Below are 13,634 nucleotides of genomic sequence, written 5' to 3'. Positions count from 1 at the left end.
CGGGCGCTCTGCCGCAGGGCCATGGGATTGCAAAACATTCGCGGTTGTGCATCTGTGTCCAGCGATGCAGCGGTAGCGAGGATTGGTGATGCGGACATTCATTTTGGCGACGGCATTGGCGGTTCTGGGCCCGGGTCTGGGGCTTGCCGCGCCGGAAATGGCTGCCGAACTGCGCGAGGTGACTGAATGGAAGGCGGTGTTCGGTCGCGTCGAGGCACGCGACATGATCCCGGCTCGCTCGCGCATCGGTGGTACGCTGATTTCGATCAAGGTGACCGAGGGCAGTCCCGTTACCGAGGGCCAGCAGATCGCCGACATCTACGATCCCAAGCTGGGCCTGCAACTCGACTCGGTCCAGGGCCAGATCGACGCGCTGCAGTCGCAGCTCGAGAACGCCGAGACCGAATTGCAGCGCGGCGAGGACCTGTTGCAGCGCGGAGTCACTACCGCGCAAAGGCTGGACGCGCTGCGCACCCAGGTCGAGGTGCTGAAAAACCAGATCGAGGCGACCCGCGCCCAGAAACGCGTGATCGAACAACAGGCCGTCGAGGGCGCCGTGCTGGCCCCGATCGCCGGTAAGGTGATCGACGTGCCGGTCACGCATGGCTCGGTCGTGATGCCGGGCGAGGTGATCGCGCAGATTGGCGGCGGCGGGTTCTTCCTGCGCCTGGCGGTGCCCGAACGGCATGCCGGCTATCTCAAGGAAGGCATCGAGATCCGCATCGGCCCGGACGGCGAAAGCAAGCCCGGGCGGCTGGCCAAGGTCTATCCGCAGATCGAGAACGGCCGCGTCATCGCCGATGTCGAGGTCGAGGGGATGAGCAGCGAATTCGTCAACGCCCGGGTTCTGGTCAGCCTGCCGGTGGGCCGCAGAACGGCGCTGGTGGTGCCGGCCGACCGGGTCGACACCCGGATGGGGCTGGATTTCGTGACCGTGCGCGGCCCCGACGGCGGGCCGGTTGACCGGGCCGTCGTGGTGGGCGGCCCGCTGTCCGTTGACGACACCCCGATGGTCGAGATCCTCAGTGGTCTGACCGAGGGCGATGTTCTGGTGGACCGTCATGAGTGAAGACAAGGAAAAGACCGGTGCGCTCGGCATCGCCGGAAGGCTGACCCGTAATTTCATCCGTTCGCCGCTGACGCCGCTGATGATCCTCGCCGCGCTGGCGGTGGGGCTGGTCGCGCTGGTCAGCCTGCCGCGCGAGGAAGAACCGCAGATCTCGGTCCCGCTGGTCGACATCCATATCCAGGCGCCCGGGCTGCGCGCCGCGGACGCGGTGAAACTGGTGACCGAGCCGATGGAAACCATCGTCAAGGCAATCAACGGCGTCGAACATGTCTATTCCCAGTCGATGGACGACTATTCCATGGTCACCGCCCGGTTCCTGGTGGGCACCTCGGCCGACGCGGCGATCCTGCGGGTGCATGACAAGGTGCGCGCCAACCTCGACCGGATCCCGGTGGGCATCGACGAACCGCTGATCGTCGGTCGCGGAATCGACGACGTGGCCATCGTGGCGCTGACGCTCACCCCACGGGATGGCGCCGAGGCGATGACGAACAACGACCTGACCCGCGTCGCGCGCGAGTTGCAGGTCGAGATGGCCAAGATCCAGGATGTCGGCCTGACTTACCTGGTCGGAGAGAGCCCGGAGGCGATCCGCATCGCGCCTGACCCAGACCGGCTGGCGCTGTTCGGGGTGACCTTGCAGCAGCTCGCCGGCAAGGTGGAGGCGGCCAACCGCGCCTTTTCCATCGGCACCGTGCGCGACGACGGCGCACAAATCCCGCTGGTGGCGGGCGAGACCCTGAGGGCCCCGGCCGAGATCGGCAACCTGCTGCTCACCGCGCGCGACGGTCGTCCGGTCTATGTGCGCGACGTGGCCGACATCAGCTTTGTTCCGGATACCTCGGACAAGATCGTCTCGAACCTCACGCGCGCAGAGGACGGCAGCATTCGCCGTACCCCGGCGGTGACACTCGCCGTGGCCAAGCGCGCCGGTGCCAACGCGGTGGTCGTCGCCGAGCAGGTTCTGCACCGCGTGCACCTTCTCGAAGACAGCCTGATCCCCGAGAACGTGGCCATCGAGGTCACCCGCGACTATGGCGAGACCGCCAACGAAAAGGCCAACGAACTGCTGTTCCACCTCGGGCTGGCGACGATCTCGATCGTGGCCTTGGTGCTGTTCGCCATCGGCTGGCGCGAAAGCATCGTGGTCGCGGTGGTGATCCCGGTGACCATCCTGCTGACGCTCTTCGCCGCCTGGATCATGGGCTACACGCTGAACCGTGTGTCGCTGTTCGCGCTGATCTTCTCGATCGGGATCCTCGTGGACGATGCCATCGTGATCATCGAGAATATCGCGCGTCACTGGGGCATGCCGGACAAGGCCGACCGCGCCACCAAGGCGATCCGCGCCGTGGCCGAGGTGGGCAACCCCACCATCGTCGCGACGCTGACCGTGGTGGCGGCGCTGTTGCCGATGCTCTTCGTTTCCGGCCTGATGGGCCCCTACATGAGCCCGATCCCGGCCAATGCCTCGGCGGCGATGATCTTTTCCTTCTTCGTCGCGGTGATCATCACGCCCTGGCTGATGCTCAAGATCGCCGGTCGCGCACCGCTTCATCATGACGAGGCGGGCGGCCATGGCGGCCGGCTGGGCCGACTCTATACCGCGGTGGCGCGACCGATTCTAAAGACACGCTGGCGCTCGGGGCTGTTCCTGCTGATCGCCGCCGGGCTCAGCTTCGGCTCGATGGCGGCCTTCTATACCAAGGACGTGACGGTCAAGCTTTTGCCGTTCGACAACAAGTCCGAGCTTTCTGTGGTGATCGACCTGCCCGAGGGGGCCTCGGTCGAGGCCACCGACGCGGTGGCGCAGGATGTGGCGCGCGCGGTGCTGGACCTGCCCGAGGTCATCTCGATCCAGACCCATGCCGGGGCCACGGCGCCGTTCAACTTCAACGGGCTGGTGCGCCACTACTACCTGCGCGAAAAGCCCGAGCTGGGCGACGTTCAGATCAACCTGTTGCCCAAGGGCGAGCGGGACCGCACCAGCCATGACATCGCGCTGGAGATCCGCAAGCGGATCGCGACGCAGGACGTGCCGCCGGGCACCAGCCTGAAAACGGTCGAGCCGCCCCCCGGCCCGCCGGTGATCGCGACGCTGCTGGCCGAGGTCTATGGCCCCGATGCCGACACCCGGCGCGAGGCCGCGCGACAGATCCGCACCGCCTTTGAAGAGGTGCCGTTCATTGTCGATGTGGATGACAGCTTTGGCGAACAGAGCCGACGGCTGCGCGTCACCATCAACTCTGACCAGCTCGAATTCTTCGGGGTGCAGGAATCGGATGTGTTCTCGACCATCGCGATCCTGAACGGGGGCACCACGGTGGGGTATTCCCATCGCGGCGAGGGGCGTCGCCCGATCCCGATCCGGGTCGAGCGGGACAAGGCGCACCGCGTCGTCGATGAACGCTTCCTCACCACGCCGATCCCGGCCAACGTGCTTCCCGGAGCCCGCGGGGTGGTCGAACTGGGCGACGTGGTCTCGATCCGCGAGGAACTGGCGTCTTACCCGATCTTCCGGCATAACGGGCGCCCCGCCGAGATGGTGCTGGGCGAGCTTGCCGGCGATTTCGAGGCGCCGCTCTATGGCATGCTGGCCGTGGACAAGGCGCTGGATCAGGTGGACTGGGCCGAGGGCACCAGGCCTACGGTTTCACTGCATGGCCAGCCCGAGGACGAAAGCCACGTCACCCTGCTCTGGGATGGCGAGTGGGAGGTCACCTGGGTCACCTTCCGCGACATGGGTGCGGCCTTTGCGGTGGCGCTGCTGGGGATCTACATCCTGGTGGTGGCGCAGTTCGGTTCGTTCCGGCTGCCGCTGGTGATCCTCACGCCGATCCCGCTGACCTTCCTCGGCATCATCGGCGGCCACTGGCTGTTCTCGGCGCCGTTCTCGGCCCCCTCGATGATCGGTTTCATCGCGCTGGCCGGCATCATCGTGCGCAACTCGATCCTGCTGGTGGACTTCATTCGCCACGAGGGCGGCCCCGACACCCCGCTGATCGACACGCTGATCGCGGCGGGTGCGATCCGGTTCAAACCGATCCTGCTGACCGCTGTTGCGGCGATGATCGGTGCGGTGGTGATCCTGGCCGACCCGATCTTTCAGGGGCTGGCGATCTCGCTGCTGTTCGGGTTGCTCAGCTCGACCTTGCTGACGGTGCTGGTGATCCCGGCAATCTACCGCGTGTTCAAGGGCTGATCCGGCCCGCTGAATGAAAGAATGCCCGGGCCATCGCCCGGGCATTTTCGTTTTCGGGGTGGGACTTGGCCTACGCCTATTTCAGCCGCTTGATCAGGCTGGAGGTATCCCAGCGCCCGCCGCCCATCGCCTGCACGTCCTTGTAGAACTGGTCGACCAGCGCGGTGACCGGCAGGCTGGCGCCGATCTCGTCCGCGGTATCCAGGCAGATGCCCAGGTCCTTGCGCATCCAGTCGACGGCAAAGCCATGCTCGAACTCATCGTCCAGCATGGTCTCGTGCCGGTTCACCATCTGCCACGATCCTGCCGCGCCGCCGGCGATCACCTCGACCACCGCGCGGCCGTCAAGCCCGGCCTTCTCGGCAAAGTTGACCCCCTCGCTCAGCGCCTGCACCAGGCCGGCGATGCAGATCTGGTTGACCATCTTGGTCAACTGCCCGGCGCCGCTCTCGCCCAGCCGCTTGATGCTGCGGCCATAGGCCTGCATCACCGGCTCGGCGGCATCGTATTGCGCCTGATCGCCGCCGCACATGATCGACAGCACCCCGTTCTCGGCCCCGGCCTGGCCGCCCGAGACCGGCGCGTCGACGAATCCCAGCCCGGCGGATTTGGCCAGACCGTACAATTCGCGGGTCACTTTGGACGAAACGGTGGTGTGATCGACAAAGGTCGCACCGTTCTCCATCCCGGCAAAGGCGCCGTCCTCGCCGGTGCAGATCGCGCGCAGATCGTCGTCATTGCCGACGCAGGACATCACGAAATCGGCGCCCGCCGCCGCCTCGTGCGGGGTGGCGGCCATGGCGCCGCTGTACTCGGTGATCCATTTCTCGGCCTTGGCCGGGGTGCGGTTGTAGACCGTCACCTCGTGGCCCGCCTTGGCCAGATGCCCGGCCATCGGATATCCCATCACGCCCAGCCCCAGAAACGCAACTTTCGCCATTCTCTCGTCCTCTCGCTTTTGCTCTAGCCGGGCGCACCCGTCTGCGCGCGACCTTAGCGACCCGGTCGGGGATCGGAAAGCCCGCCTTGGCGCGTCGGGGATCGGGCAGACGCCGGCAGTCAGCTGCCGCCGATATTCCGCTCCATCAGCCGCTGGAACAGGCGCGGCGACAGCCGGTTGATCCGCCAGGCCAGCCGCGCGACGCGGCCCACGGGGATGAAGTCGCGGTGCCGGTCCAGCCCGTGCAGGATTTCCACGGCGGCCCGGTCCGGGGTCATGTAGTCCATCCCGTCGCTGGCGGACCCGGGGCGCGCGATGCCGTCGGCCCCCCGCTCCGGCTTGCCGATATTGGTGGCGACGAAAGAGGGGGCGGCGATGGCGACATGCACACCATGCGCGCGCTCCTCGGATCGCAGCGAGGAAAAGAACCCCTCAAGCGCGTGTTTCGAGGCGGCATAGGCGGTGCGGTGATAGAGCGGCGAGAACCCGGCGACCGAGGAAATCGCCAAGTGGGCGCCCTTTGCCGCGCGCACCGGGGCCAACAGGGCGCGGGCCATGTCCACGGCGGCGAAATAGTTGACTTCGAACACCCGCCGATGGCTGGCGGCATCGGTGGCGTCGAACGCCCCGATCTGGGTCACGCCGGCGTTGTAGATCGCAAGATCGACCGCGCCGTCGCTCCACTCCGCGATGCGGGTCATGGCCCGGGCAAGGCTGGCCGCATCGGTCAGGTCGCAGGCGAGGGGGAGTTGCGAGGTGTTTTCCTCCAACCCCTCGACAGACAGGTCGAGCAGCGCCACGGCCCAGTTCTCCGCCTGCAATTGCGCGGCCAGCGCCCGGCCCAGCCCGCCGGCGCCGCCGGAGATTACCGCGTGTTTCATAGCCCTGCCCATGTTTTCCAGAACTCGAAGGTCTCGGCGCTGGTCTTTTCAGGCACATAGCCGAAGTCGCGTTTCAGCGCGTCGTTGGCCAGAACCGGGCGGTATTGCAGGAAACGCACCTGCTCCGGGCCATAGCGCGACAGCCGCAGCGGATGGGCGATGGCAAGGGCCGCCTTCAGGCTCCAGGCCGGCAGCCGCAGCACCGGCTTGCCCAGCCGCTGGGCGATCTCGGACATGGTCAGCGCGCCGTCGCCGGCCACGTTGTAGATCCCCGCCGGCCCGTCGGTTGCCGCGCGCAACAGGATGCGGGCCAGATCGCGGGTCCAGATGAAGACGAAGGGGCTGTCGCTGCCCGAGATCGTCAGCAGCCGTTTCTTGCGAAACAGCGCGGTGATCTGGTTGTCGGTGCCCGCGCCCAGCACGGTGCCGACGCGCAGCACCACTTGTTCCAGGCCCGGATCGGTGCGGCGCACCTGGGCCAGCATGTCCTCGACCTGTCGCTTGTGGTCGGAATAGGGAAACTCCGGGTTGCCGCGCACCGGGTCGCTTTCCCGCAGCCAGTCAGGGTTGTCGGCGTGATAGCCATAGGCCGCACCCGAGGAGGTGACCACCAGCCGTCGGGTTCCGGTGGCCAGCGCGGCGGCGAGCACCTTGCGCGTGCCCTCCACATCCACTCGATGGGCAAAGGCACGCCCGGCGCCGGGCGGCGGCGTGACGATCGAGGCCAGGTGCACGATCACCTCGGGCCGTTCCGCACCGATCACCTGCGCGGGATCGCCGCTGGTCACGTCCATGCGGGTGAAGCGCGCGTTCGTGGGCAGATCGGGCGGCGGTGCGAGGTCGGTCGCGATCACCTCGTGATCGGCTTCGGCCAGTTCGGCCATCAGCGCGCGGCCGACCATGCCGCCAGCGCCGGTGATCAGGATCCTGCTCATCGCGTCGCCTCGGTCCGGGCCATCAGCGCGGCCAGCGTGATGCCGGAAATGGCGTGCCAGATGCCCCAGAATGCGGCGACCACCGCCATTCCGCCCAGGCCGCCGAAAAAGGCAAAGATCAGGACCAGGCCAAGGCCGGAATTCTGGATGCCGGTCTCGATCGTCACCGCGCGACGGTTGAAGGGCGACAGCCGGGTCAGGGTGGCCACGGTCCAGCCGCCGCCGAAGGCCAGCGCATTGTGCAGGATCACCAGCCCCGCAACCGCCCCGGCATAGCCCATGAAGAAATTCCAGTTGGCCGCCAGCGCCAGCACGATGAAGGCGAAGAAGATCGTCATCGACAGCGCCTGCAGCGGGCGGTGGAGTTTCGCGGTCAATTCCGGGCGGCGCTGGTTGAGTTGCACGCCGAGGATCAGCGGCAGCACCAGCATCAGCCCCACGGTGATCGCCACCTGCACCGGGTCGATGGCGGTGTCGCGCAGGATGTTTCGGGTCGGGCCGTAAAGCCCGCCCCAGAGCGCGATGTTGACCGGGGTCAGCAGGATCGCGCCCACCGTGGCAAAGGCGGTCATCGACACCGAGAGCGCGGCATTGCCCCCCGCGCGATGGGTGATGAAGTTGGAGATATTACCGCCCGGGCAGGCCGCCACCAGGATCAGCCCCAGCGCGATCGAGGGGCGCGGCTGGGTCGCCAGGATCATCAGGTAGGTCAGCGTGGGCAGCACGATGAACTGAGAAAAAAGTCCGATTATCAGTGGCTTGGGTGCCCGGCGCAACCGGTGGAAATCCTCGGGCTTGAGGTCGATGGCGATCGAGAACATCACCACGGCGAGGATCGCGTTGAGCAGAGTCAGCGAGGCGGGGCTGAAATTCAGAGTGATCTCGTCGATGCCGCTCATGCTGCCTGTCCCCGCTTGAGCCGGGTGATCCAGCCGGTGACGGCGCTGCGATAGGTGGCCTTGTCGACGTAATAGGCCATGCGTGGCAGATCGAGGTATTTCATGCCGCCGGTGGCGCGGTCGAACCCCTTGGCCTTTTCCCGTTGCAACGTCTTTGCCTCGGTGGTGCCGTCACGCAGCCCGGCAAGGTAGCGCGCCACCATCTCGGCCTGTTCGTGGCGCCCCTGCCACCCCAAACCGCTCGCCTCGACCATGCCCAGCACGAAAAGATCGTCGCGGGTGGGATGCATGGCGTTGAGGTAAAGATGCGGTGCGTCGCCCTGCCAGTTCAGCAGCGTCTTGTCGATGAAGGGATAGTGCAGCTTGTAGCCGGTGGCGGCGACGATCATGTCATAGTCGTGCGCCGAACCGTCGGTGAATTGTACGGTTTTTCCCTCGAAACGTACGATGTCGGGGCGGATCGCAAGATCGCCGTGCCCGGCATGGTGCATCACCAGCGAGTTGACCACCGGGTGACTCTCGTAAAGTTGATAGTCAGGTTTCGGAAAGCCATACCGCTGCGGATCGCCGACGAACCATTTCAGGATCAACCCGTCGATCCGTCGCTTGAGCCACATCGGCAGCTTGATCAGCCCGCCCATGGTGTCGGCCGGTTTGCCAAAGACGTATTTCGGCACGAAGTAGTAGCCGCGCCGCATCGACAGATCGCAGCTTTGCCCGTGGTGGATCGCGTCCACCGCGATGTCGCAGCCCGAGTTGCCGGCGCCGATGATCAGCACCCGCTTGTCGTCGAACTGGCTGGCGCTGCGGTAGGCCGAGGAATGGATCAGCTCGCCGTCGAAGGTGCCCTCGAAACGTGGCATGTTGGGCTCCGACAGGGTGCCGTTGGCGATCAGCACGCCGGCGAACACCGCGTCGTGCGTGCCGTCGTCATCCTGCCAGCAGACGTGCCACCCCTCGCCGGACCCGCCGAGCGGCGCGACCTTGGTGACCTCGGCGCCGAACCGGTAGTGGCGGTAGAGGTCGAATTCCTTGGCGAAGTCCTGGAAATACGTTTTCAACTCGCGGTGCGAGGGGTAATCGGCGACCTCCTCGCGCATCGGGAAATCGGTGAACTCCGTCATCCTCTTGGACGAGATCAGGTGGGCGCTGTCGTACATCGTCGATTTCGGCCCGTCGATGTCCCACAGCCCGCCCACGTCGCTGTGCAATTCGAACCCCTGGAACGGGATCTTCTGTTCGGCCAGTACCTTTGCGGCAGCCAGCCCCATTGGTCCGGCCCCGATAAGGGCGAACCTGTCGCGCGTTTCCGTCATGTCTCCTCCCTGAGTTGAGCTTATATTGAACATGCGTACAAAATAACGCAATATGCATTTGCATGAAGGAGCGCCGGGATGGGAAAAACCGTGGAAGATCAACGCAAAAGGGCCCCGTCAAAGCGGTCGTTGCAGACCCGCGCGCGCATTCTCGATGCGGCGGAAAGGATCTTTGCCGAGCGCGGTTTCGATGCCGCGACGATTCGCGACATCGCCGCGGCGGCGGGGGTTCAGGCCGGGCTGGTGCACCATCACGGCGGCGGCAAGGTGGCCCTGTTTCACCAGACCGTGGCGCGCCGCGCCGCAGAATTGTCGCGGCTGCGGCTGGAGGCGCTGGAGGCGCGCCGGGCGGCGGGGCCGATGGGGCTGCGCGACGTGGTCACCTGTTTCCTGGCCCCTTATGTCGCGCGGGCGCGGGACGGCGGGCCGCAATGGCTGGCTTATGCGCGGCTGGTGGCCCATGTCTCGGCCGATCCGCGCTGGCGCGACCTGGCGGCCGAGTGGTTCGACCCGACGGCGGGCCGGTTCATCGACGAGGTCGCCGCGCTGTACCCCGAGGCACCGCGCCGCACCGTCGCGGCCGGGTTCGTCTATTCCGTCGCGGCGATGCTGGCGCATGTGACCTCGGGCTGGCGGGTCGGGGCGCTGGCGGGCGAGGACGCCGGCGCGGTGCCGGTGGCGGACCTGGTGGCCTTCTGCGCGGCGGGGATCGAGGCCGCGTTGACGCGGCGGCACGATGCCGGGGACGTTGCGTAGCGCGTCCCGGCGCGGATTGCCTTTGCCCGACCGCCGCCTAGGATCGCGGGCGACACCGCATTTCTGGGAGGAACGAACATGAGCCTGATCACCAAGACGTCCGGCTGGGCGCAGGACGAGCACCAGATGTTCGCCGACAGCGTCGGCCGCTTTTACGATGACGAACTGGTGCCCAATATCGAGGCTTGGAACGAGGCCGGCATGGTCGACCGGGCCTTCTGGACCAAGGCGGGGCAGGCCGGCTTGATGGGCGGTGCGATCGCCGAAGAGTTCGGTGGCTCGGGCGGCGGTATCGGGTTCGATTCCATCGCCGTTTACGAGCAGGGCGCGCGCGGTGACAGCGGCTGGGGCTATTCGATCCAGTCGATCGTGATGCATTACCTGGTGAGCTTCGCCACCGAGGAGCAAAAGGCGCGCTGGCTGCCGAAACTGGTCTCGGGCGAGATGGTGGCTGCCATCGCCATGACCGAGCCGGGCACCGGATCGGACCTGCAGGCGGTGCGGACGACGGCGGAGAAGGATGGCAATTCCTACCGGCTGAACGGGGCAAAGACCTTTATCACCAACGGGCATACCGCTGACCTGATCATCGTGGTGGCCAAGACCGACAAGGGCGCGGGCGCCAAGGGCGTGTCGCTGATCGCGCTGGAGACCGAGGGCGCCGAGGGGTTCCGCCGGGGCCGCAACCTCAAGAAACTGGGGATGAAGGCCAACGATACCGCCGAGCTGTTCTTCGAGGACGTCAAGGTGCCGATGACCAACCTGCTGGGCGCCGAGGAGGGGCAGGGGTTCTACCAGCTGATGAAACAACTGCCGTGGGAGCGGTTGCTGATCGCGCTGACGGCGCTGGGCGTGATCGATTTCGCCATCGCGGAAACGGTGAAATACGTGCAGGAGCGCAAGGCCTTCGGCAGCCGGGTGATGGATTTCCAGAACACCCGCTTCAAGCTGGCCGAGATGAAGACCAAGGCGGAGCTGCTGCGCAGTTTCGTCAACGACTGCATCTCCCGGCTGGAGGTGGGCGAGCTGGATGCGGCCACCGCCTCGATGGCGAAATACTGGGGCTCGCAGACCCAGAACGAGGTGGTGCATGAATGCCTGCAACTGTTCGGCGGTTATGGCTACATGATGGAATACCCGATCGCGCGGCTTTACGCCGACAGCCGGGTGCAGATGATCTATGGCGGCACCAACGAGATCATGAAGGAGCTGATCGCGCGCTCGCTCGACGTGTGAGCGGCGCGCGCCGGTTTCCGACGGGGCCGCGTTCGGCCGGCGTCGGAGCCTCCGGCGGGAGTATTTGGGCAAGAGAAGAAGGCGTCGCCATGTCATGGTGGCGCTTTCCTGCTTTGTGCGCCCGTGATCCTGTGTGGGTGGGGCCGGCGCGGGACGGCGAAGGCCATGGGGCCGGACGCGGAGCTCGGCGGGGAGCTTGTTCGGGGGCCGTCGCGCGCCTAGGCTGGCGCGGGGTTGTGGAGGAGACCGCAGGATGAGCGACGCACGGACGGCCTGGCCGATCGACTGGGACGAAGCCTTTGACAATGCCGGACACGTGGCCGGCGCGGCCGAACTGGCCGGGGGCTGGGCGCGGCAGGCGGCCGCGTTTCGCGCCACCGCGCGGGGCGAGCTGGACCTGCCCTATGGCCCCGGCGCGCGCAATCGCTTCGATCTGTTCCGGCCCGAGGGCACGGCGGCGGGATTGGTCGTGTTCGTTCATGGTGGCTATTGGCACAAGTTCGACAAGTCGGTCTGGTCGCACCTGGCCGCCGGGCCGCTGGCGGCGGGTTGGGCGGTGGCGATGCCAAGCTATACGCTGGCGCCCGAGGGGCGGATTTCGCAGATGACCGGCGAGATCGCGCAGGCGGTGGGTGCGGCGGCGGCGCGGGTGGAGGGGCCGCTGCGGCTGATCGGCCATTCTGCCGGCGGGCAGCTGGTGTCGCGGATGGGCTGTGCCGGTGGGCCGCTGGCGGGTGCGGTGGCGGCGCGGCTTGACCGGGTGATCTCGCTGAGCGGACTGCATGATCTTCGGCCGCTGCTGGGGACGCGGATGAACGACATCCTTGGGCTGACCCCCGAGGAGGCGGCGGCGGAGAGCGCGGTGTTGTGCGCGCCACGTCGGGACCTGGACCTGCGGTTCTGGGTCGGCACGGCGGAGCGGCCGGAATTCCTGCGCCAGACCCGGCTGATCGCCGAGGTCTGGGGCGAGGGCGGGGCGCGGGTGCGCGATCACTATGACCCCGGGCACACTCATTTCACCGTGGTGGGCGAGCTGGCCCGGCCCGAAAGCGACCTCGTGCGGGCGCTGGTCGGCCAAGGCTAGCGGTTGCGCCTTTGCCGCCAGCTGCCTAGGTTGCGCCTTGACCCCTATCACAGGACGCTGACATGGCCCGGATGATCCATATCCTCAACGGTCCCAACCTCAACCTGCTGGGCAAGCGCGAGCCCGAGATCTATGGCGCCGAGACGCTGGAGGACGTGGCGCAAGGCTGTGCCGCGCTGGGCAAGGAACTGGGGCTGGAGACGGAGCTGTTCCAGTCGAACCACGAGGGCGAGATCGTCGAGATGATCCACCGCGCCCGCGAGGAGGCGGCGGGGATCATCATCAACCCGGCGGCCTACACCCATACCTCGGTGGCGATCCTCGATGCGCTCAACGCCTATGAGGGGCCGGTGCTGGAGGTGCATATCTCGAACGTGCACAAGCGCGAGAGCTTTCGCCATCACTCCTATGTGTCGCAACGCGCCGAAGGGGTGATCGCCGGTTTCGGGGTGCAGGGATACAGCTTGGCGCTGCGCCGCATGGCGGTGCTGCTGGGCTGAGCCGCCCGCCACAGAACAGATTTCGAAAAAAGCAAGGAACGCGTGAGATGACCGATTACCTTTTCGAGCCGCCCGAGGTGCGCTCGATCCCCGTCAAGGGTGAAGCGGCGGAATACCCGGTGGGGCGCATCTTTTGCGTCGGGCGAAACTATGCCGCCCATGCCGCCGAGATGGGCGCGGAGGTGGACCGCGAGGCGCCGTTCTATTTCACCAAGTCGCCGCAGGCCGCGCTGGCCAGTGGCGCGACCCTGCCCTATCCGCCGGGGACCGCGGACCTGCATCACGAGATGGAACTGGCGCTGGTGATCGGCAAGCCGGTGTTCCGGGTCGATGCCGAGGCGGCGGCCGGGGCCATCTATGCCTATGGCTGCGCGCTGGACATGACCCGGCGCGACCTGCAGCAGATCGGCAAGGACAAGCGGCGGCCCTGGGACCTGGGCAAGGATTTCGAGGGGGCGGCGGTGTTCGCGCCACTGACCCGCGCGGCGGAACTGGGCGAGATCGGGCCGCAGCGCATTCACCTCGAGGTCAACGGCGAGACCCGGCAAGACGCGCATCTGGGCGAGCTGATCCACAGTGTGCCCGAGGTCATCGCCGACCTGTCGAAGTATTATCACCTGCAGCCGGGCGACGTCATCATGACCGGCACGCCGGCTGGCGTTGGGGCGGTGGTCGCGGGCGACCGGATCACCGGCGGGATCGACGGGCTTGATCCGATCGCCCTGACGATCGGGCCGGCGGAATAGGGCACGGCGCCCCGTCGGGGCATGTGGTTTTGACGTGATGCAGCGGCCGGGGGAAACCCCGGCTGTTTGT

General features: G+C 66.8%; 12 protein-coding genes. 7 read left to right on the top strand and 5 right to left on the bottom strand.

The features are described from left to right. Positions 1–88: 88 nt before the first annotated feature. A complete protein-coding gene (locus ABWV23_RS06325; protein WP_353346092.1) occupies positions 89–1,069 on the top strand; it encodes an efflux RND transporter periplasmic adaptor subunit in 981 nt (326 codons plus the stop codon). Next, positions 1,062–4,271, top strand: a complete 3,210-nt coding sequence (locus ABWV23_RS06320) for an efflux RND transporter permease subunit (protein WP_353346090.1) — start codon at positions 1,062–1,064, stop codon at positions 4,269–4,271. The genes ABWV23_RS06325 and ABWV23_RS06320 overlap by 8 nt, the downstream gene beginning before the upstream one ends. 76 nt (positions 4,272–4,347) lie before the next feature. On the opposite strand, the gene ABWV23_RS06315 is transcribed toward ABWV23_RS06320, so the two are convergent. The 5 genes from ABWV23_RS06315 to ABWV23_RS06295 are packed head-to-tail and all read right to left on the bottom strand — an operon-like array spanning position 4,348 to position 9,242. Continuing rightward, positions 4,348–5,313, bottom strand: coding sequence for an NAD(P)-dependent oxidoreductase (locus ABWV23_RS06315; RefSeq protein WP_353346401.1), 966 nt, complete (start codon positions 5,311–5,313; stop codon positions 4,348–4,350). Between the two features lie 17 nt (positions 5,314–5,330). Further along, the gene (locus ABWV23_RS06310; protein ID WP_353346088.1) at positions 5,331–6,092 is read right to left on the bottom strand and encodes an SDR family NAD(P)-dependent oxidoreductase; all 762 of its coding nucleotides are present in this window, start codon (positions 6,090–6,092) and stop codon (positions 5,331–5,333) included. Further along, positions 6,089–7,027: an SDR family oxidoreductase gene (locus tag ABWV23_RS06305; protein ID WP_353346086.1), complete on the bottom strand. Its 939-nt coding sequence runs from the start codon at positions 7,025–7,027 to the stop codon at positions 6,089–6,091. The genes ABWV23_RS06310 and ABWV23_RS06305 overlap by 4 nt, the downstream gene beginning before the upstream one ends. Beyond that, positions 7,024–7,926 carry a bile acid:sodium symporter family protein gene (locus ABWV23_RS06300; protein ID WP_353346084.1) on the bottom strand — a complete coding sequence of 301 codons (903 nt, stop codon included), beginning with the start codon at positions 7,924–7,926 and terminating at the stop codon, positions 7,024–7,026. The genes ABWV23_RS06305 and ABWV23_RS06300 overlap by 4 nt, the downstream gene beginning before the upstream one ends. After that, positions 7,923–9,242 carry a flavin-containing monooxygenase gene (locus tag ABWV23_RS06295; RefSeq protein WP_353346082.1) on the bottom strand — a complete coding sequence of 440 codons (1,320 nt, stop codon included), beginning with the start codon at positions 9,240–9,242 and terminating at the stop codon, positions 7,923–7,925. The genes ABWV23_RS06300 and ABWV23_RS06295 overlap by 4 nt, the downstream gene beginning before the upstream one ends. 78 nt (positions 9,243–9,320) lie before the next feature. Here ABWV23_RS06295 and ABWV23_RS06290 point away from each other — a divergent pair, with 78 nt between their 5' ends. From ABWV23_RS06290 to ABWV23_RS06270, 5 genes are all read left to right on the top strand, one after another. Beyond that, positions 9,321–9,998: a TetR/AcrR family transcriptional regulator gene (locus ABWV23_RS06290; protein ID WP_353346079.1), complete on the top strand. Its 678-nt coding sequence runs from the start codon at positions 9,321–9,323 to the stop codon at positions 9,996–9,998. A gap of 78 nt (positions 9,999–10,076) precedes the next feature. Beyond that, complete coding sequence (locus ABWV23_RS06285) at positions 10,077–11,234, top strand: acyl-CoA dehydrogenase family protein (RefSeq protein WP_353346077.1); 1,158 nt, start codon at positions 10,077–10,079, stop codon at positions 11,232–11,234. A gap of 253 nt (positions 11,235–11,487) precedes the next feature. After that, the gene (locus ABWV23_RS06280) at positions 11,488–12,318 is read left to right on the top strand and encodes a hormone-sensitive lipase (protein WP_353346076.1); all 831 of its coding nucleotides are present in this window, start codon (positions 11,488–11,490) and stop codon (positions 12,316–12,318) included. Positions 12,319–12,380: 62 nt separating this feature from the next. Continuing rightward, on the top strand, positions 12,381–12,818 hold the full coding sequence (gene aroQ, locus ABWV23_RS06275) for a type II 3-dehydroquinate dehydratase (protein ID WP_353346074.1): 438 nt from the start codon (positions 12,381–12,383) through the stop codon (positions 12,816–12,818). Positions 12,819–12,865: 47 nt separating this feature from the next. After that, the gene (locus ABWV23_RS06270; RefSeq protein ID WP_353346072.1) at positions 12,866–13,564 is read left to right on the top strand and encodes a fumarylacetoacetate hydrolase family protein; all 699 of its coding nucleotides are present in this window, start codon (positions 12,866–12,868) and stop codon (positions 13,562–13,564) included. Positions 13,565–13,634 lie beyond the last annotated feature (70 nt).

The sequence above is a fragment of the Aquicoccus sp. SU-CL01552 genome, from assembly GCF_040365005.1.
Taxonomy (GTDB): Bacteria; Pseudomonadota; Alphaproteobacteria; order Rhodobacterales; family Rhodobacteraceae; genus Antarcticimicrobium.
Note: the sequence above shows the minus strand (reverse complement) of the source record. Positions and strands in the feature narration are given on the sequence as shown.